16 protein-coding genes are annotated in these 20,793 nt (G+C 33.8%); 10 read left to right on the forward strand and 6 right to left on the reverse strand.

The window, feature by feature from the left end; genetic code table 11:
• Positions 1-75: 75 nt before the first annotated feature.
• Positions 76-528, reverse strand: coding sequence for a type I restriction enzyme HsdR N-terminal domain-containing protein (locus F0000_RS09060; RefSeq protein ID WP_149624400.1), 453 nt, complete (start codon positions 526-528; stop codon positions 76-78).
• Positions 529-554: 26 nt separating this feature from the next.
• Between F0000_RS09060 and holA the strand changes: the two genes are divergently transcribed.
• Positions 555-1,559 (forward strand): DNA polymerase III subunit delta, encoded by a 1,005-nt coding sequence (gene holA, locus F0000_RS09065; RefSeq protein WP_149624401.1) that lies wholly within the window; start codon positions 555-557, stop codon positions 1,557-1,559.
• Positions 1,560-1,631: 72 nt separating this feature from the next.
• Here holA and F0000_RS09070 read toward each other — a convergent pair whose 3' ends face one another.
• On the reverse strand, positions 1,632-2,099 hold the full coding sequence (locus F0000_RS09070; protein WP_149624402.1) for an Lrp/AsnC family transcriptional regulator: 468 nt from the start codon (positions 2,097-2,099) through the stop codon (positions 1,632-1,634).
• 405 nt (positions 2,100-2,504) lie between these two features.
• Between F0000_RS09070 and F0000_RS09075 the strand changes: the two genes are divergently transcribed.
• The gene (locus F0000_RS09075; RefSeq protein ID WP_149624403.1) at positions 2,505-3,788 is read left to right on the forward strand and encodes a cystathionine gamma-synthase family protein; all 1,284 of its coding nucleotides are present in this window, start codon (positions 2,505-2,507) and stop codon (positions 3,786-3,788) included.
• A gap of 461 nt (positions 3,789-4,249) precedes the next feature.
• Here the strand turns inward: F0000_RS09075 and fumC are convergent, their stop codons facing one another.
• Entirely contained in the window at positions 4,250-5,647 is a 1,398-nt protein-coding gene (gene fumC / locus F0000_RS09080; RefSeq protein ID WP_149624442.1) for a class II fumarate hydratase, read from the reverse strand.
• A gap of 185 nt (positions 5,648-5,832) precedes the next feature.
• Between fumC and F0000_RS27680 the strand changes: the two genes are divergently transcribed.
• Positions 5,833-6,009, forward strand: a complete 177-nt coding sequence (locus F0000_RS27680) for a hypothetical protein (protein ID WP_188112067.1) — start codon at positions 5,833-5,835, stop codon at positions 6,007-6,009.
• Positions 6,010-6,075: 66 nt separating this feature from the next.
• On the opposite strand, the gene F0000_RS27685 is transcribed toward F0000_RS27680, so the two are convergent.
• On the reverse strand, positions 6,076-6,231 hold the full coding sequence (locus F0000_RS27685) for a hypothetical protein (RefSeq protein ID WP_188112068.1): 156 nt from the start codon (positions 6,229-6,231) through the stop codon (positions 6,076-6,078).
• A gap of 643 nt (positions 6,232-6,874) precedes the next feature.
• Here F0000_RS27685 and F0000_RS09085 point away from each other — a divergent pair.
• The 6 genes from F0000_RS09085 to F0000_RS27690 all read left to right on the forward strand — a co-directional run bounded on the left by F0000_RS09085 (position 6,875) and on the right by F0000_RS27690 (position 16,754).
• Complete coding sequence (locus F0000_RS09085; RefSeq protein ID WP_149624404.1) at positions 6,875-9,466, forward strand: DUF5011 domain-containing protein; 2,592 nt, start codon at positions 6,875-6,877, stop codon at positions 9,464-9,466.
• A gap of 468 nt (positions 9,467-9,934) precedes the next feature.
• The gene (locus tag F0000_RS09090; RefSeq protein ID WP_188112069.1) at positions 9,935-10,489 is read left to right on the forward strand and encodes a conjugal transfer protein TraO; all 555 of its coding nucleotides are present in this window, start codon (positions 9,935-9,937) and stop codon (positions 10,487-10,489) included.
• A 21-nt stretch (positions 10,490-10,510) separates the two neighbouring features.
• Positions 10,511-12,901 carry a DUF5011 domain-containing protein gene (locus F0000_RS09095; RefSeq protein WP_188112070.1) on the forward strand — a complete coding sequence of 797 codons (2,391 nt, stop codon included), beginning with the start codon at positions 10,511-10,513 and terminating at the stop codon, positions 12,899-12,901.
• 70 nt (positions 12,902-12,971) lie between these two features.
• Complete coding sequence (locus F0000_RS09100; protein WP_149624407.1) at positions 12,972-14,645, forward strand: immunoglobulin-like domain-containing protein; 1,674 nt, start codon at positions 12,972-12,974, stop codon at positions 14,643-14,645.
• Positions 14,646-14,914: 269 nt separating this feature from the next.
• Positions 14,915-16,495, forward strand: a complete 1,581-nt coding sequence (locus tag F0000_RS09110) for an IS1634 family transposase (RefSeq protein WP_149624408.1) — start codon at positions 14,915-14,917, stop codon at positions 16,493-16,495.
• A gap of 82 nt (positions 16,496-16,577) precedes the next feature.
• Complete coding sequence (locus F0000_RS27690) at positions 16,578-16,754, forward strand: hypothetical protein (protein WP_188112071.1); 177 nt, start codon at positions 16,578-16,580, stop codon at positions 16,752-16,754.
• Between the two features lie 59 nt (positions 16,755-16,813).
• Here the strand turns inward: F0000_RS27690 and arsC are convergent, their stop codons facing one another.
• The gene (arsC, locus tag F0000_RS09115) at positions 16,814-17,155 is read right to left on the reverse strand and encodes an arsenate reductase (glutaredoxin) (RefSeq protein WP_149624409.1); all 342 of its coding nucleotides are present in this window, start codon (positions 17,153-17,155) and stop codon (positions 16,814-16,816) included.
• Positions 17,156-17,169: 14 nt separating this feature from the next.
• Positions 17,170-18,268, reverse strand: a protein-coding gene (gene prfB / locus F0000_RS09120; protein WP_149624410.1) for a peptide chain release factor 2 whose coding sequence is annotated in 2 segments (ribosomal slippage) — positions 17,170-18,204 and positions 18,206-18,268 — 1,098 coding nt in all. Because the reading frame shifts where the segments join, the coding sequence is not laid out codon by codon here.
• A gap of 109 nt (positions 18,269-18,377) precedes the next feature.
• Between prfB and F0000_RS09125 the strand changes: the two genes are divergently transcribed.
• Positions 18,378-20,789: a zinc-dependent metalloprotease gene (locus tag F0000_RS09125; RefSeq protein ID WP_149624411.1), complete on the forward strand. Its 2,412-nt coding sequence runs from the start codon at positions 18,378-18,380 to the stop codon at positions 20,787-20,789.
• Positions 20,790-20,793: the final 4 nt, after the last annotated feature.

A 20,793-nucleotide genomic window follows, 5' to 3' on the forward strand; every position in this document is an offset into this window, starting at 1 on the left:
TACTTATCTATATAAAAAGTAGATGTTTTTTTGTTTTGGGTCTGTAATGATTAGATAACAAGTAAGATGTTTTATTTAACCCTTATGTTCATAATCAGGGATATCTTTTAAGAATGTATACCGTTGCTCCTCATAGTCCATCTGGCAATAGTAATGATCCAACCCATTGGTAATCATAAGATATTCTGCCTGTAAAGAGAGATTATATCGGGCAATCTGATCAAAAACTTTTTGTGTAATGCGAACAGCATGCGATTTGCATTCTACGATAAGATAAATACTACCGTCAGGATTAAAGATGATGATGTCATAACGTTTATTGAGATCATTTACTTTTATAAGCTTTTCTACATTGATAAGGGTCTGAGGATATTTTTTTTCTTCTATTAAGTAATGAATAGTATGTTGTCTTACCCATTCTTCTGGAGTAAGAAAGATAAATTTTTTGCGAATCAGGTCAAAAATAGAAACTTTATTTTCGCTACTTTTGAATCTAAATTGATATGCTGGAAAGTTAAGCTTTTGCATAACACAAATTTGATGATTTTTTCTGAATGGATGAAGTAAAACAGATTGTAAACGATATAAGAAATGGAAATATAAAACCTATCTATTTTTTGATGGGGGAAGAGTCATATTATATTGATAAAATTTCAGAATATATCGATAAGAATATTTTGGCAGAAGAAGAGAAAGGATTTAATCAGATAATTTTATATGGCCGAGATGTTACCATAGAAGATATTGTATCTAATGCCAAACGTTACCCAATGATGGCAGAACGTCAGGTAGTTATTGTAAAGGAGGCTCAGGAATTATCCAGGACTATAGAGAAGTTGGCAACATATGCAGAGAATCCACAGCCTACTACAGTTTTAGTAATTTGCTATAAATATAAAAAGATTGATAAGCGTAAAAAATTGTATAAAATAGTAGCGAAGAATGGTGTTATTTATGAAAGCAAAAAGTTATACGAAAATCAGGTTTCTGATTGGATCAAACGCGTATTAGGTGGTGCAAAATATAGTATAGAACCAAAAGCTGCGCAGATGCTTGTAGAATTTCTGGGAACAGATTTAAGTAAGATTAATAATGAATTAGAGAAGCTTAAATTAATTATACCCAAAGGAGAACAAATTACAGCAGAGAAGATAGAAGAAAATATAGGTATCAGTAAAGAGTTTAATAATTTTGAACTTAGAAAAGCAATTGGTGTAAAAGATGTGATAAAAGCACATAGAATTATTAATTATTTTGCTCAGAACCCAAAAGATAATCCATTAGTAGTAACCATTTCATTATTATATAGTTTCTTTTCTCAAGTATTACAATATCATGGATTATCTGATAAATCACAACGCAGTGTGGCAAGTGCATTAAAGATCAATCCCTATTTTGTAAGTGATTACTCTGATGCTGCCAGAAACTACCCCATGAAAAAAGTGAGTCAGATTATTGCATTGTTGAGAGAGGCAGATGTAAAAAGTAAAGGTGTAGGAGCTGCCGGTCTGCCACCAGGAGATATTCTTAAAGAGTTACTGGTTAAGGTGATTGGATAATTGTTTTATTCGTATGATTTCTCAAAAAAACTGTAGGATTAGTATCGAAAACTAAAAATAGAGATGACTTTGTTAAAGCTTTTTTTTAGGAATAGGTAAGAATGAAAAGTCTTTTACTTCTGTCATTACAAATGAACTTTGCACTTTAGAAATATTGTCTAATGAAGCTAGTTTATTAGAAAGAAAGTATTGATAATGTTCCATGTCTTCTGCGTAAATTTTAACCAGGTAGTCAAACATTCCTGCTACATGATAGCATTCTGTAACTTCAGGAAATTGCTGAATGTCCTTTTCGAATTTTTTAAGATAATCTGTTTGGTGTAAATTTAAAGTGACATTACAAAACGCCATTAGTTGTAATCCCGCTTTTTTTCTATCTACAATTGCCTTGTAAGATTTAATAATACCTTCCCGCTCTAGTTTTTTTACGCGTTCAAAGATTGGAGTTGTGGTTAGGTTCAATCGTTCAGCAATCTCTTTGATGGTAATTTTACCATCTTTTTGTAATAAATTGAGAATAGATCGATCAGTTTTATCCATAATAATTTTCTGTATTGAATATGTTTGATAGCTAAAAATAGAATAAAATTCTTTTTAAAATTAATATTTTTAGTTTTTATTCTTAAATAGATACTTGCTATGGATTTAATTTCTTTTTTGTATAGCTTTATAGCATATATGAGAGCTATTAAATTATGATTTTTAAAAATTAATCGAATTATAGTTTTGGTAGTTTTTGTAGTCAGAAAATTAATCAAAATGTAGAAGAAATAATAACGCTATTTCTGATTTAAAATTACCCATTAAAATTTGCTCTTTTCCGTTGATATCTCAATATAAAAAGAAATGGTAGTCATGCTTCAATTTTCTTTTTTGTCTAAACAAGAAATAGCTGCTTTTACTTGAGTGTTTTTAAAACAGAAGTCGGTATAATATAATTGACTTATGAAAAATTATAATTTTAATCCAGAAAGTTTAATGATGACTTATGGTTACAAGCCTGAGTTGTCAGAAGGGGCAATAAAATGCCCGATTTTCCAAACATCAACATTTGTTTTTAAAACAGCAGAAGAGGGGAAAGCTTTTTTTGAGCTGGCATATGGACTACGTGAAAAATCTCCAAAAGAAGAACTGGGATTGATTTATAGCAGAATCAATAATCCAAATTTAGAAATACTAGAAAACAGGTTGTGCTTATGGGATAAAGCGGATGATTGCGCAGTATTTGAAAGTGGTATGTCTGCAATTAGTACCGTTTTACTAGAATTCCTTAAGCCTGGAGACCTTTTGGTGTATAGTAATCCATTATATGGAGGGACGGATCATTTTATTCATCATTTTTTAGATAAAATAGGAGTACATACAATAGGAGTAATGCCGGATGATAGTGTGGCTAAGATAGAAGCTATGATTATAGCTTCGGGAAAGGCAGACCAATTGTCCATGATATATCTGGAAACTCCTGCAAATCCAACAAATGATATTGTAGATATTGAAAAGTTCAGTGAATTAGCAGCTAAATATAGTACACCGGATAAAAAAGCACTGGTTGCAGTTGATAATACATATATGGGACCATTATGGCAACACCCATTGCAGTCTGGTGCTGATTTAGTTTTGTATTCTGCTACCAAGTATATCGGGGGGCATAGTGATCTGATAGCTGGAGCTGTTCTGGGGGCTTCAGCATTGATGCAACGTGTAAAAACATTACGTACTTTTTTAGGAAATATGGTGAGCCCTCATACTGCCTGGTTGCTATTACGTAGTCTGGAGACTTTAAAAGTAAGGATGGATCAACAGACCTTAAACGCACAGATGATAGCAGACTACTTAGCTAATCATCCCAAGGTCGAAAAAGTATATTATTTGGGATTACTACAAAAAGGAACAGAAACTTATAAAACTTATAAAAAACAATGTTCTGCTCCCGGAGCAATGGTGTCTTTTGATATCATTGGTGGAGAAAATGAAGCTTTTACATTTCTAAATAGTTTAAAACTAATGAAGCTTGCCGTAAGTTTAGGGAGTACAGAGAGTCTGGCAGAGCACCCTAAAACAATGACTCACGCAGGGGTAGATGATGTGCAAAGAAAAGAAATGAACATTACGGATCAACTAGTTAGATTGTCGATAGGAGTGGAGTATGCCAAAGATTTAATTTGGGATCTCGAACAAGCATTAGAAAAAGTAGAAGTCACTGCGACCATAGAAGTCGAAACCATATAAGATAATGAAGCTGTAGTGCTTACTAGAGAAATTGTATCCGTTTATAGTTTGTATAAAAGCAGTTTTACAATATCAGTTTTTTAGTTATTGGTAATTGATTATTGAATAAATAAATTGTTTAGGGGGGATAACTCTTTGAAAAATAGGTGATTTCCCCCATTGCAATGTATGTATTCTCATAGTATATTTGTATCAGTTAATAAAAACAATATATGAATCACTTTTACACAAAAAACATTATGAATATACTGGGCATCAATTTTCGTTTTATTTTTGAATTTATAAAAGAACTTCCTAAGGCTTGCAGTCATGCAATCCATAGATAAAAGATATTAACAATTAGAGTGAGTAAAGACCAGTATGAGGATTTATGGGAGAATTCTTATACGAGTCAGTCAGGGAAATTAATAGATCCGCATTTTTTATAAAATGCGGATTTTATTTTTCTTCAATAGATAGTATTACTTAAGAGCTCCCACCATGTCTTCTGGTTTTACCCATTCATCAAATTCTTGTTCTGTAACATATCCTAATGAGACAGCTTCTTGTTTTAGTGTTGTTCCGTTTTTATGGGCTGTATTTGCTATTTCTGCTGCTTTGTAATATCCTATTTTAGTGTTAAGTGCAGTGACCAGCATTAAAGAATTATTAAGCAATTCTGTAATACGTGTTTGATTGGGTTCAATACCTTGTGCACAATGTTCATCAAAAGAAACAGAGGCATCTCCAATTAATTGAGCACTCTGTAATAAATTAGCCGCCATTACCGGTTTAAAAACATTGAGTTCAAAATGTCCCTGCATCCCTCCAACATTAATGGCTACATCATTTCCTAAGACTTGCGCGCATACCATAGTTAATGCTTCACATTGCGTAGGGTTTACTTTTCCGGGCATGATAGAGCTTCCAGGCTCATTGGCAGGTATAATCAATTCTCCGATTCCACTTCTGGGACCAGAGGCTAGCATTCGGATATCATTTCCTATTTTATTAAGAGAAACAGCAAGTTGTTTTAGTGCTCCATGGGATTCTACAAAGGCATCATGAGCAGCCAGTGCTTCAAATTTGTTTTCTGCGGTAATAAAAGGTAAACTAGTGAATTGAGCAATAAATTCTGATACTCTTTTTGCATATCCTTTTGGTGTATTTAATCCAGTCCCTACAGCGGTGCCACCAAGTGCCAATTCTGCCATATGTGGTAATGTGTTTTCTAAAGCTTTAATGCCATGATCCAATTGAGATACATATCCTGATAATTCCTGACCAATGGTTAATGGAGTAGCATCCATAAAATGAGTACGTCCAATTTTTACAACATTCTTAAATTCATCAGATTTTTTCTTTAAGGTATTCCTGAGTTGAATAACTCCTGGAATCGTAACTTCAACTATTTTTTTATAAGCAGCAATATGCATTCCGGTAGGAAAGGTATCATTAGAAGATTGCGATTTGTTTACATCATCATTAGGTTGTAATGTTTTTTCTCCTTCGCCTATAATATAACCAGCTAATTGATGCGCTCGATTAGCAATAACTTCATTTACGTTCATATTGCTTTGAGTACCAGAGCCGGTTTGCCAGATTACCAAAGGAAACTGATCATCATGAGTGCCTTCAAGAATTTCATCACATACCTGACCGATCAGATCCCTTTTTTCTATAGGTAATACTCCAAGTTCGCAATTCGTATAAGCAGCAGCTTTTTTTAGATACGCAAAGCCATAAACTATTTCTAAAGGCATAGATGCTGGAGCTCCAATTTTGAAATTGTTTCTGGATCTCTCAGTTTGTGCTCCCCAGAGTTTATCAGCAGGCACCTTTACTTCGCCCATTGTATCTTTTTCTATTCTATATTCTATAGCCATGATGATTTGTTTTTCGAAAGCGCAAATTTAAGGATTTGTATAGCTATTTCTGAATAAAGAATATACTTTTTAGGGTACAAAATTTGTTTGATAATCAATTTTAAAATAAATCATATTTATACTATGAGATAAAAAGAAGAGTTATTATCTTTGGCAAAAATTGAAATTAGATTACTATTATGTTCGAATTTGATCAATACCTTGGTTTTTTAGCATTCTTAACAATCCTTACTATAGGATTTTGGTTAATGATATTTTTATTGACTTTTGTGGTTCCTTACTGGATTTTTGGAGCTACAATTGAGAATTTTAAATTAAAAATGGAAGCTAAACGAAAGGCAAGAGAAGAAGCTTAATACAGTATTTATATAGTAAAAAGGGAGTCAATTGACTCTCTTTTTTTGTTTCTGTATATTTTTATTTCAAATAACTTCATTTCCAATAGGGATCAAAACCAATTGTTTTGTTTCTATAAACCCAACCTCAATTTGCTCAATAAAACCAAATCTTTTTTTACCTGATCCCTCAGAATAAAAGATGATCTTGGCTATGTCTAGTGTAATTTTTTGTTTTTGCATTATACCAGTTTTTAGATAAAATTACCCTAAACTGAATCAAATTATTTTGAAGTGTGAAATAAAAAGAAATGATTTAAGAAGGTGATTTTATTTGAAAATGGATTATGTTTTCTTATGAATACTTTCAGCTCAGAATTAATATAAGACTTCTCTTTCTTCCTGTATAATATAACATTCGTCCACAAAATTGAAGCATACATCCCAGATAGAAATAAATACTTAGTATAATTCGCTTAATTAGTTTCTGAAAACTTTGATGAAAGAGAATAAATAAGTATTTAAATTATCATTAAAAAGTGGTTAGTACTGTTTTGATTCTGGCAAAAATTGAGTCTAAAAAAGCATTTTTATTGCGAATTGAAAAAAGTTTAAACCATTTCAAAGTATACAATATTATTTTTTCACTATCCATCGATTTTATAATTGAACTTATCTTGAGTAGTGGTTTTTAACCGAAAAGTTTGGCTTTTGTACTATAAGGAAGTAGTTTTTTTTAAGTATGGCCATAGCTACGGTTAAAAAAACCAACAAAATTAGCGTGCAAAATGTAAATTTTGTAGGTCAAGCAATACTCAAGATGAGTTCATTATATTAATCACAAATCAAATCATTAAAATAATTATTGATCTGCAAAACAAAATCTATGAAAAAAATTCACACATACTATTATGGGCTTGTTTTATTTATAATTTCGATAGCTTGTACAAAAGAGATTACTGATGATTTAACACAATCATTTTCTTTAAAATTTACAGAAACTACTCTGGACTCATTTTTGAATACTGCTAAACCTACAGAATTTAGTATAGAAGGTGTCAGATCTACTGGAACCGGAGATTACCAATTTAAATATTCAATACAGGAAGGAGCAGGCTTTTTTACTATAAACTCTCAAAGAATAGCACCTAATGAATTTGTCGATTTACCCGAAGGAGCATTATTTACAATTGAATATACAGGTACTGCTATTGATATAAATAGAGTTGATATAACTGTTAAAGATCGATTTGACAGAGAAGATGCGATGGCTTTGGTTTATGATGTAAAAGATACTGCTTTTGATATAGAAGTGACGCCAATACCAACTTCTGCATATATTGGAGGTATAAGTGATCTTAATTTTAAGATTATTAATCAGATAAGTTCTGCAGACTATTTAATATCTTATAAGTTTGTGGATTCAAATTCTAATACCGGTACAGGTATTATTTTCATAGGGGAAGACGTTTTGGATCAGGAGGAATTTATAGATATTGATCAGGGAGGAGAGTTCGTTTGGCAATTAGAAAGTACAACCGTGGGAGATTTAGCTATTGCGTTTGTTGTAAGAAGTAGTTTAAATGTTACGGTTGAAAAAATCGTTACCATTCCTGTAACGGAAACTCCGGATTTTACGTTTACAGCAGTAACTACCGATTTAGAACTTCCTACAAATACGGGAGCATCTGTTGATTTTGAAATTGTAGAAACAACAGGAAGCTCCGAGTATACAATGATTTATACTAGTACTGGTATAGCTGTTTTTGGATATAATGGAGAAGAGTATCAGCCAGGAGATGAAATTCCTATAGAAATAGGTGTGTCTTCTGGAACTTATACAGGTACCGAAATGGGAAATCACGAAGTAGATTTTAAGGTAGTAAATTCGAATTCTACCCGTATAGAAAAGACAAGTGCTGTTACTATTACATATACAGATCCGGATATTGAAGCTCCGGTAATTGTATTAAACGGAGCTCCAGAAATTACTATAAAAGTAGGAGAAGAATTTACTGATCCTGGGGCAACAGCAACAGATAATATAGATGCATCTACGTTATTAGAAATTTTGATAACAGGGAGTGTGGATATTAGTAAACCGGGTGAATATATAGTAACATATTCAGTTACAGATTCTTCGTCTAATACAGCTTCAATTACAAGAAAAGTAACTGTAATAGATGATCAAGCACCAATTTTAGAACTTATTGGCGATAATCCAATGATAGTATTTGTAGGAGACGTGTATACTGATCCCGGAGTTAATGTTACTGATAATGTAGATGCTCCTTCTTCTTTGATTATTGAAACTACAGGGAGTGTAGATACTAATATCGTAAATGATTATACCATTACATATGTAGTTACAGATTCATCTGATAATACCGCATCATTGGATAGAATAGTGAAAGTAATAAATGATGCTCCGCCGGTAATTACATTGATAGGACCAAACCCATTAGAGGTAAATGCATCATTTCAATTTAATGATCCTGGAGCTACAGCAGTAGATGTAGTAGATGGAGATCTTACTGATGCGATAGAGGTAGTAAGTACAGTTGTTGGGGAAATGCCTGGAAATTATACAATTACGTATAGTATTTCGGATTCGGTGGGTAATAGGGCTATGCTGGTTCGGGATGTAAAAATAATAGATACTGAGGCTCCTGTCATTATACTAAATGGTTTGTCAGAAATTACATTGAATTTGGGAAGTTCTTATATGGAAAAAGGAGCACTGGTCTCTGATAATGTAGAGACGATTGATAGTGACGATGTAGTTATTACTGGTGCAGTAAATACAGCGTTGCCAGGGGTGTATATAATACGATATAATGTTGTTGACACAGCAGGGAATCCTGCTCTGGAAGTGACTAGAAAAGTAACTGTTATTGATCATATTATTCCGGTAATTACAATAAATGGAGGAGCGAATATTTCTGTAGATGCTGGAGATCCTTTTGTAGATTCTGGAGCAACAGCTAATGATAATCTCGATGGTAACATCACTTCTTCTATACAAAAAGGAGGGACTTTTAGAAATACTCTTGTGCCTGGTAACTATACGATTACGTATAATGTGAGAGATGCCGCTGGAAATGCCGCTATACAAAAGGTGAAAACAGTAGTTGTGAGAAGTGTTACTCCAAGTTATAATAATAATTTAGGAAACAGACTTCTTAGAGCCAACCCAGGAGCTATAGTTACGTATTCTATTGGAGGTGGAGGTCCTCCAGGTGCAGTTTTTGATGCGTATGTTCAAATGCGGAGGGATGAAATAGGGGGGGCGGCAATTACATCAAAAATAAGAATCAATCAAAATAATCCAAATATTACAGGGCGTACATTTGTGATGCCTGATAGTGGCAGAGCTTTTGTTAGAACTTCAATTACTGGAGATGCAGATGCTAGTGCGGGAGGAACATTATCAGTATCAGGAAAACAATTTACATATACAGTAACCAGAGCTAGATAATAATATAGTACTCTGCGATCTATTTAGGTTTTTATTATTATCATAAACTTACGTATATTGATTAAAGAAGAGTGAATTTTATAATTATTATTTTAAAAAAAATATAAATTCATTTTTATCTTCATTTCATTATGAAAGAATATTCAACTCAGTATATTAGTATTATTTTTTGAATAGATAGCCAATATAATTATCATAGAATAGAAATATATCTATGTTAGAGACAAATTAATCAGATGAGTAAGGTTGAAGAATCACTCAGGAAATTTGTCAGTTTAGGTTATGATTGTATTCTAAATAACTGATAAAAACTAGCTTTTGAGTGGTATTTTGTCGGTATATTTGGAACTTAGAAGAATCTTTATAAATAAAAACAATATTTATTTACATATGACGTTAGGTCTTGCTAAATTTGAATCCTTATTTTGTGAAACAAAGGGGAAGTCTAACTCACATAATACCAGATTTATGAAAAAAAGTTTAATTAATAAGTTATTATTGATTGTTGTTATTTTATTTACTTCATTATCACTTCACGCACAAAGTCATAAAATTGCGGCATCCTTTACAGGAGGTTATGTACAAGGAGGTTTTGGCGGTATGGCTACTTTAGATTATAAAGTTAATGAATTTGACTATGTACAATTGAATATTCAAGCTGGTTTTGCCAAATTAGAATATCAGGATATAAAAATACCTGTGAATTTATATGGATTTAATGCTGGATATTTTTTTGATATTTTAAGAAATAATAAGAGAACCTTCGCACTTTCAATAGGAGCAGGAGGGACAGTTGGATATGAGACTATAAATAATGGTGATGAAGAGTTAGAGAATTCTCAAATCTTAGATATTGATACGGGCAAAGTTGTATTCGGTGCCTATGCCGGTATAGATGCAGATATATTTTTAATTCCTACGATTGCAATTAATATAAAAGCAAATGAGGTATATCATGCAAATAGTGATATAGGAGAGTTTACACCATATTTGGGATTAGGGATTAAATTAATTTTGAAGTAACGATTGGTGTAAATGGAAAAAATGTATAAGTATTTATTTGGAGGTGTTGTTTTATTAGTATTGGTTATTTCCTGTACTAAAGAGATTAATGATGATGTAATTTTATTTTTTAAAGTTGAGTTTGCTGAAACTTCTTTAGATGCATTTTTAGAAATACCAAAGGAAACCAATTTTGAAATATCAAAAGGAGATCAGTCTGTTAACTCTGGAGATTATCAGATAAAATATAATATAACAGAAGGCTCGGGTGTTTATTTATTAAATTCTATTGCAATAGAAGAAAATGAATATGTTGATCTACCTGCAGGACCACAATTTACAATTGAATACGTAGCATCAGTTATCGGGCTTAATAATATAACAATTACCATAAAGGATCGTGAAAAAAATACTGAAGAAGAAATTGATCTTGTATATAATGTAACGGATACTGCTTTTACTTTTGATGTAGTGCCATCATCGCCTACTACACTAGGAGGGGGTGTTTTGGATTTGGATATTAGTATAGAAGAAATGAGTCCTGCAGCGTATGACGTGAAATATATCTTTTTACGAAAAGATGAGAATGATATGGATTTTTTCGGCAGTGGTCGCATTTTAATCGATGGAGATGTTGCAGAGCCTGATACAGTCAGAGTTTTACAAGCAGGAGATGTATCCTGGCAATTTGAAGGAATTTCTGCAGGACCTGTAGGGATTCTATTTACTGCAACGAGTAGTCTTGGTATTACAATAGAAAAAACAATAAAATTAGGAATAGGTCCTGGTCCTATTATTACCTTTACTTCAACTCCTGCTGTCTTGTCAGAAGAAGTAAATACACCTGTGAATATAAATTTTGAGCTTACCGAGGTATTAAGTAGGTTCTCTTATACCATGATGTATACCGCTTCTAATGAAGGTGTATTTATGTATAATGGAGTTGAATACCAGGCAGGAGACGAGATTCCAATTGAATTAGGAGCTTCTGTAGGTGAGTATACAGGTACTCAAGAAGGAGAACATAGTTTAGAATTTACCGTTACCAACAGTAGCGATAATTCTACGATACCTCTAGTTAGTGTTGTTTCAGAATTAACCATCATGTATGAAGGAGATACTATTGCTCCAGTTATAGAATTGAATGGTGCGGATGAGATTACTATAAATGTAGGAGATGTTTATATTGATCCTGGAGCAATTGCAACTGATAATGTAGATGGAGATATTACTTCGCAGATTATAGTTGATGGTTCAGTTGATGTGAATGTTGAAGGATCTTATGTTCTGACATACACAGTTAGTGATTCATCAAATAATATAGCTTCTGCAACCAGAACTGTAAATGTAGTTAATGATAGTTCACCTATTATAACATTGATAGGAGATAATCCTCTGGTTGTAGAATTTGGAGTTGAATTTGTTGATCCGGGAGCAACAGCTAATGATGATATGGATGGTGATATTTCTTCTCAGATACAAGTTACAGGAATAGTTGACGTAAATACGTTAGGTGAATATACCCTTACATATGCCGTAACTGACTCATCAGGTAATGAAACGCAAGTTACCAGAACTGTTAGAGTAGATGATAGTATAGCACCTGTTATTACATTGGTAGGAACTAACCCTTTTATGGTAGATATTGGTAGTGCTTTTGTAGACCCGGGTGCAACAGCTACTGATAATGTAAATGGTGATTTAACTAATGATATCCAAGTTTCTGGAACAGTCGATATTAATACGTTAGGTGATTATATTATTACTTATGCTGTTACAGATGCGTCAGGTAATACAGCCTCAGTAACTAGAACTGTTATAGTTCAGGATACTATAGCCCCGATAATTTCCTTGTTAGGGTCGTCTACAATTACCATTTCTATAGGAGAAACTTTCACAGATCCTGGAGCAACTGCTTTGGATAATGTAGATGGAGACTTGACTAATTCGATTGTATTTAGTGGAAGTGTAAATATAAATGTTCAAGGCACATACACAGTGTTTTATGATGTTACAGATGCTGCGGGAAATGCCGCGGTGCAAGTAAGTCGAACTATCTTTGTTGTATCTTCGGTTAGTTTTAATAGAGCTACAGGTGTATTATCAGCACCTTCTGGATCATTAGTAGTAGTAACTATGAATAGTGGAGGTTCTGGATCAGGTAATGCAATTATATCTGTACAGAACGCAACGGGAGATATTTTAGGGACAGGGTTTACTTGTTTTGGAAGTCCAGATCAATGTCTATCAAATCCTGGTGGAGGCAGTTCTAACGATTCGGACGATTTCTCATTTACTATGCCTGCTAATGGAATGGTAAACTTTACAGGTACTCATTCAGGAGGAGGTTCGAGTGGCACTTCATTTACCATTACTGTTGGTGGAGAAACATTTAGTAATTCAATGAATAGTAGTAATCCTATTCCTCAATGATGAGTGATGTATGATTTAAATTTTATTTATAAAAAGTAAGGTTAAATTAATTTTAAAGTAAGTAGTATAAATGAAAAAAAATTATAAGTATTCATTAGTAGGGGTTCTTTTACTGTCATTAGTTATTTCCTGTACTAAAGAGATTAATGATGATGTAATTTCATTTTTTAAGGTTGAGTTTACAGAAACTTCTTTAGATGCATTTTTAGAAATACCAAAAGAAACCAATTTTGAAATATCAAAAGGAGAGCAGTCTGTTAATTCTGGAGATTATCAGATAAAATATAATATAACAGAAGGCTCAGGTATTTATTTGTTGAATTCTATTGCAATAGAAGAAGATGAGTATGTTGATCTAACAGGAGGACCACAGTTTACAATTGAATACGTAGCATCAGTTATCGGACTTAATAATGTAACAATTACTATAAAAGATAGAAAAAAAAATACAGAAGAAGAAATAGATCTTGTGTATGATGTAACGGATACTGCTTTTACTTTTGATGTCGTTCCATCATCGTTATCTACATTTATTGGTGGTGTAGTAGATATAGATATTAGTATTACAGAGATAAGCTCTTCAGATTATGATGTAAAGTTAGAATTTCTTTCGGCTCCACCTTCAAGTATTACTGGTGCTGGAGATATAATTATTGATGGAGAAGTTGTGGATACTGATTTGGTAAATGTTTTACAATCTGGTGATGTGTCCTGGCAATTTAGAGGTACATCTATTGGAGTTGTAAATATATTATTTACTGTAACAAATAACTTTGAGGTGATGACAGAAAAAACTATAAGAATTGGAGTGGGGCCACCTCCTCTCTTTAATTTAAATATATCCTTAGAGACTCCTGATGTTAATATGGAGATTAATAATCCTGCAAATATTAATTTTTCTATTGATGAAAATTTTGGTAGAGATACAACTTATACTATGGAATATACAACATCCAATGAAGGAACTCTTACCATTGGAGGAACGGAATATGCACAAGGAGATATTATTTCAATAATGAGAGGTGATACTTCAGGTCAATATGTAGGTACTCAAGAAGGAGTACACGAATTAGTTTTTACTGTAACTAATTCAAATATAGTGCCTGTAGTAAGAATGGCGACTGTGTCTATAACATATGAGGAAGATACTGTTGCGCCAGTAATAACACTAACAGGAGACAACCCTCAAATAATACAATTAGGAGATAGTTATGCAGAATTAGGTGCTACTGTCGATGATGGTTCGCCTTTGGATATAGATACGTCAGATGTTGATACTGATACTGTAGGGGAATATACTGTTAGGTATAGTGCGACGGACGCTTCTGGTAATACTGGACAAAATACAAGAACGGTAACTGTTGTAGATAACACTGTTATTAGTTTTGATAGAACTACAGGAAAGCTTATAGGACCTTCGGGTGCCACGGTGACAATTACAATGAATTCAGGAGGTTTTGGCTCTGGAAATGCTATATTGAATATTGGTTCTATAGCTGTTTTAAGAACCTGTTGGGAATTGCCGGATGATGTTGATTGTTTGGTGTCTGTGGATGATACAAACCCATTAGATGATGAAGCAGCATACGAATTTCCTATGCCGGCTGGTGATGAAATCTTGCTAACAGGTTCTCACAATATTATAGGTACTGTTACTCAGAATACGACCAGAGTTATAATTAATGTAAATGGAAACGAAGTTTTTAATAATACGATGACTGATGGAAATGGTATTCCACAATAAATAGTGGCAAGCTAATAATCAAAAAGCCCTAAAATATAAGTCATATTTTAGGGCTTTTTTTATAAAATATCAATAACCTTTTCAGGAGGTCTTCCTATAATGGCTTTATTGTTCTTAATTACAATAGGTCTTTCTTGAGTTTGACACCTTTTAGTGTTTTGGTTGGTCAGACCCCTTGATTTTACTGGGGTTTCATATTGGTTTGGACAAAAGTGTAGTGAGCCGATTTGTTTTTTTATTTATATCAATCTCAGTATTTTTGCGCCGTAATGGCATTTTTACGAGTAGAGAAAAAGAAATCTGGTCAATACCTCCGCATCTTGGAGGCCTACCGCGATGGTGGCAAGACCCGTCACAGGGTAGTTGCCTCTTTGGGCAAGGTAGAAGATTACACCCCCGAGATGCTGCGCCGTATTGGTGAGCGTCTCTATGAGCTTGGTGGTGGGAGTATAAAAGACCTTTTAGGGGAAGGACTAAAAGAACTCGCCCGCTATAATTACGGTTTTCTCGAAGCCACCCAAAAGGGGATGTGCTATTATGGATTGGACCGTGTTCTTGATAGGATTGGTAAAAAGCACAAGTTGTCTTACCGCTTATCAGATATAGTGAAGCTTTTGATAAGCGAGCGCTTAAATGATCCGGTGTCCAAGCTCAGTAGTTTTTCTAATCAACATGAATACTTAGGGCTACCTTCTTTAGAGTTACACCACATTTACCGCAGTTTGGATTACTTGAGCAAGTACACCGAATTGATTCAAAAACAGATTTTCCAAACAGGCAGGAACTTGTTCAACCAACAATTAGATATTGTTTTTTATGATGTGACTACCTTTTATTTCTCCAGCGAACAAGAAGGTGAGTTACGTCAAAAAGGATTTGGTAAAGATGGTAAGATTGGTAAAACCCAAGTGGTCTTCGGGCTTTTGATCGATCAGGATAAAAATCCTGTAGCGTATCGTCTTTATAAAGGAAGCCAATATGAAGGGCATACTTTTGAGGATGCTATAAAAACACTAAAGCAACAATATCAGATAAAGGATGTGATCGTTGTAGCGGACAGGGGGATGCTCAGTAAACATAATATTGAACTGGTCAGCAAGGAGTATGAGTTTATAGTAGGGGAACGTTTGAAATCTTTGCCTAAAAGCGTACAGTCTTATCTACTAGACCATTCTAATTACAAAAAACAATGGACCTACACCAAAAACGGTGAAGAAATCATGCTGCAATATACCGAGTTAGTGCACAAAGGAAGGAAGCTCATCGCCACTTTCAGTAAAAAGCGCTCCAAAAAAGATGCAGCCGATAGGGAGCAACGTATCGAGAAAGCCCAACACTTATTGAAAAACCCATCGTTGATCCATAAAAAACCGTCAAGATACTATCTAAAAAATCAAGATTTGGGAAAGTTCGTTTTAGACACCGATAAAATAGAGCAAAGCAAAAAATATGATGGGATTGCCGTGATTGGGACAAACAACCAAGAATTACCCAATGACCAGATACTTGATCATTACCGGCACCTCTTTAAAATAGAACAAACCTTCCGCAGTTTCAAGTCACACTTAGAGATACGTCCTATGTTTCATTGGAATGACAAACGGATAGAAGGACATATTGCACTATGCTATATGACATATGCGGTAGAAAATCATTTACTCAACAAAATGCAGAAGGCCGACAAGCCGATCAGTGAAAACCAACTCCGCAGGTCTTTATCTCAAATGCAGGTGAGCCATATTAAGCAAGGCAAAAACGAATTCTTACTCAGATCCAACCACGATCAACTTACGGCAACAGTGATCCAAAAACTACACCTGGCAAAAATCTCCAACCTGTCAGTCAAATAACTGAAAATCAATATTATAAGTCAAAATGTAGTGAGCCTAAATAATATTATATTGCTGTTAATCAAATGTTTAAACCAAAAAAGTGTCAAACTCAAGAGCATACGAATTTCCTATGCCGGCTGGTGATGAAATCTTGCTAACAGGTTCTCACAATATTATAGGTACTGTTACTCAGAATACGACCAGAGTTATAATTAATGTAAATGGAAACGAAGTTTTTAATAATACGATGACTGATGGAAATGGTATTCCACAATAAATAGTGGCAAGCTAATAATCAAAAAGCCCTAAAATATAAGTCATATTTTAGGGCTTTTTTTATAAAATATCAATAACCTTTTCAGGAGGTCTTCCTATAATGGCTTTATTGTTCTTAATTACAATAGGTCTTTCTATCAATTTTGGATTTTGTATCATTATTGAGATTAATTCTTCATCAGTCAGCTCCTTGTTTTTGTAATTATCTTTCCAGATAATCTCATTTTTCCTGATTAGATCCAGAGGTTTTATACCTATTAGATCTATGGTTTCCTTTAGTTTTTCTGTTGTAAAAGGAGTGTCTAGATATTTAATAATCTGAATGTTCTCTTTCTGTTCTTCGAGAATAGCAAGACATTGTCTTGATTTACTACATCTGGGATTATGGTATATAGTTGTCATGGTTTATTGTAAATTTAATCTTCATTTTTTTGTCCCATCATCATAAGGTATGCTTTTAAGAATACATCAATATTTCCATCCATGACGGCATCTACATTACCGGTTTCCTTGGTAGTTCTAACATCTTTTACCAGTTTATAGGGGTGCATTACATAATTACGGATTTGAGATCCCCATTCTATTTTCATCTTGGACGCTTCAATTTCATCACGTTGTGCCTGCTGTTTTTTAAGTTCTAATTCGAATAGTTGAGATTTAAGCATTTGTAATGCTTTTTCGCGGTTGTCATGTTGTGACCTCGAATCAGAGCAGGAAATTTGAATTCCAGTAGGAAAGTGAGTAAGCTGAACCTTAGTCTCTACTTTATTCACATTTTGTCCTCCGGCACCGCTTGATCTTGATGTTATGATTTCATAATCAGATGAATTAATATCAATTTCAATACTATCATCAGCCAGCGGGTATACGTATATGGAAGCAAAAGAAGTATGCCTTTTTGCATTACTATCAAAAGGAGAAATACGTACCAGTCTGTGAACTCCATTTTCACCTTTTAACCAACCAAATGCATAGTCTCCATCAATTTCCAGAGTTACTGTTTTTATCCCAGCGACGTCTCCTTCCTGATAATTTAACTCTTTAACCTTAAAGCCTTGTTTTTCTGACCACATAAGGTACATACGCATGAGCATACTTGCCCAATCACAACTTTCTGTTCCTCCTGCACCAGCAGTGATCTGAAGTACAGCACTCATGCTGTCTCCCTCATCACTTAACATGTTTCTGAATTCTAAGCTCTCCAAAAGTTCTAAGGCTTCTTCGTGTTTTTCATTTACTTCAGTTTCTGTTGCATCCCCTTCTTTATGAAATTCATAGAGTATTTCCAGATCGTCTACTAAGGAGACATTTCTCTGAAACTCTGAAACCCATTTTTTTTCAGCATTTAGTGCACGCATAACTTTTTCAGCTTCCTGCGCATTATTCCAGAAATCTGGGGCATATGTTTTTTCTTCTTCGTTCGCTATTTCGATAAGCTTGGCATCAATGTCAAAGATACCTCCTTAACGCAACCAGGCGCTCTCTAAGATCTTGTAAAGTCTCAGTATTAATCATATTTTCGTTTATTTTTGACAAAAATAGGATTTAACAGTTCAGTAGGAAATATTTTTACGTTTATTTTATAGTTTTAATGCTTTTCAAAGCTCAAATAAATCAAACTCTCATGAAAACCAACCTTATTTATTTACTATTCATAGCAACACATATAGTCAATGCTCAGTTTTTAGAAAAACAAAAAGATTTAAAATCATATCAGGGGTATTTTGATTTTTTTTATAATGAGGCTAAAGATGAAATATATTTAACTGTTGATAAGCTTGATACAGAATTTTTGTATGTACACTCATTAGTTACTGGGTTAGGCTCAAATGATATAGGATTAGATAGAGGTCAGATTGGTAATGGCGTGGTTGTAAAGTTTCAGAAGGCTGGTAATAAATTGTTACTCATTCAACCAAATCAGCAATATCGCGCTGTTACTAATAATAAATTAGAGAAAAAAAGTGTAGAACAGGCTTTTGCAAGATCTGTTTTATTTGGTTTTCCGATTAAAGAAAAAAAAGGGAATAATTATATCATAGATATAACCCCTTTTTTATTACAAGATACTCATGGCGTTATTGATAGGCTTAAAACACAGAATGAAGGAGTATATACAATAGATAGAACAAGAAGTGCTTTGGCTTTGGAAAGGACAAAAGGATTTCCTGAAAATGTGGAGTTTGAAGCATTGATTACGTATCGGGGATCACCAAGCGGAGGTCATATAAGATCTGTAGCTCCTGATTCTAAATTTCTAACAGTACTACAGCATCATTCTTTTGTAGCATTACCTGATAACAATTATAAGAAACGAGAGTTTGATCCGAGAAGTGGGGCATTGTCGATTTCTTATCTGGATTATGCGACACCAGTTCATGAACCAATTGTAAAAAGATATATCACCAGACATAGATTAGAAAAGAAAAACCCAAATCAAGCGATTAGCGAAGCTAAAGAGCCTATAATTTATTATCTGGATCCAGGTACACCGGAGCCGGTAAGATCGGCTTTGTTGGAAGGTGCAAGATGGTGGAATCAAGCATATGAGGAAATTGGTTTTAAAAATGCTTTCCAGGTAAAAATGCTTCCAGAAGATGCAGATCCTATGGATTTGAGATATAATGTTATTCAATGGGTGCATAGGTCAACACGGGGATGGAGTTATGGAGCGAGTGTCGTAGACCCCAGAACTGGTGAAATATTAAAAGGTCATGTAAGTTTAGGAAGTCTACGTATACGACAAGATTTTCTCATTGCTCAAGCTTTGTTAAATCAACCTTTTTCAAAAAATGATTCAAATTATCAGCAGATGCTGGATATGGCATTAGCCAGGATTCGTCAGTTATCTGCTCATGAAGTAGGACATACAATAGGGTTTGCTCATAATTTTGCGGCAAGTATATCTGATAGAGCATCGGTTATGGATTATCCACACCCTTCTGTTGCATTAAAGAACGGAGAAGTTGATTTAACAAATGCCTATGATACTAAAATTGGAGCATGGGATAAGGTTACTGTAGCCTATAGTTATTCAGAGTTTGGAAAAGGAGTGAATGAAAAAGAAGCACTCACAGAAATATTAGATACTTCTTATGAATCAGGTTTACGTTTTATTTCAGACAGTGATGCAAGACCTCAGGGAGGTGCACATGGATTAGCACATTTATGGGATAATGGTAAAAGTCCATCTGATGAGTTAAAAAAAGTTTTAGACGTTCGAAAAATAGCAATCCGTAATTTTTCTGAGCATAATATTAGAAGTAATGAACCCTATTCTGTCCTAGAAGATGTTTTTGTGCCATTATATTTTTTTCATAGATATCAAACAGAAGCAGCAGTAAAACAAATAGGAGGTTTGGATTATGATTATGCCGTAAAAGGAGGGAAACAAACCGTCGTTAAGGTGATCTCTGAAAAAGATCAAAAACGAGCATTACAGGGATTGTTAAGAACATTGTCTCCTGAAGTTTTGGCAATTCCGGAAGATAAACTGAAATTATTTCCACCGAGAGCCTTTGGGTACCCCAGAACAAGAGAATCATTTTCAGGTAAAACTGGTGTTGCCTTTGATGCTATAAGTGTTGCAGCTACTGCCAGTGATATGAGTTTATCTCTTTTGCTACATTCTCAAAGAGCTTCAAGGCTGGTGCAGCAAAAAAGTTTAGACAAGAAACAATTAGGACTTTCGGATGTATTGGAGCTATTAATAGAAGCAGTTTTTAAAACCAAAACTCAAAATAACTACCATAAAGAGGTTCAAAATACAGTAAAAAGCAATGTACTAAAGCATCTCATGAATTTGAGTGTGAATACAAATGCATACCCACAAGTGAATGCAATTGCATATGCTTATTTGAAGAAAACACAACAAATATTAAAGGTTGACGAGGGAACAGAATTAGATACGATATACACTAACTATTATTTAAAACAAATAGAAGATTTCTTAAGAAAACCTGAGGAATTTGCAGTTTTAGCTTCGCCAAAAATACCGGATGGCTCTCCAATAGGTAGTTTGAAGTGTGAATTCTAAATAA

This window comes from Aquimarina sp. RZ0, from assembly GCF_008370685.1.
Classification (GTDB): Bacteria; Bacteroidota; Bacteroidia; order Flavobacteriales; family Flavobacteriaceae; genus Aquimarina.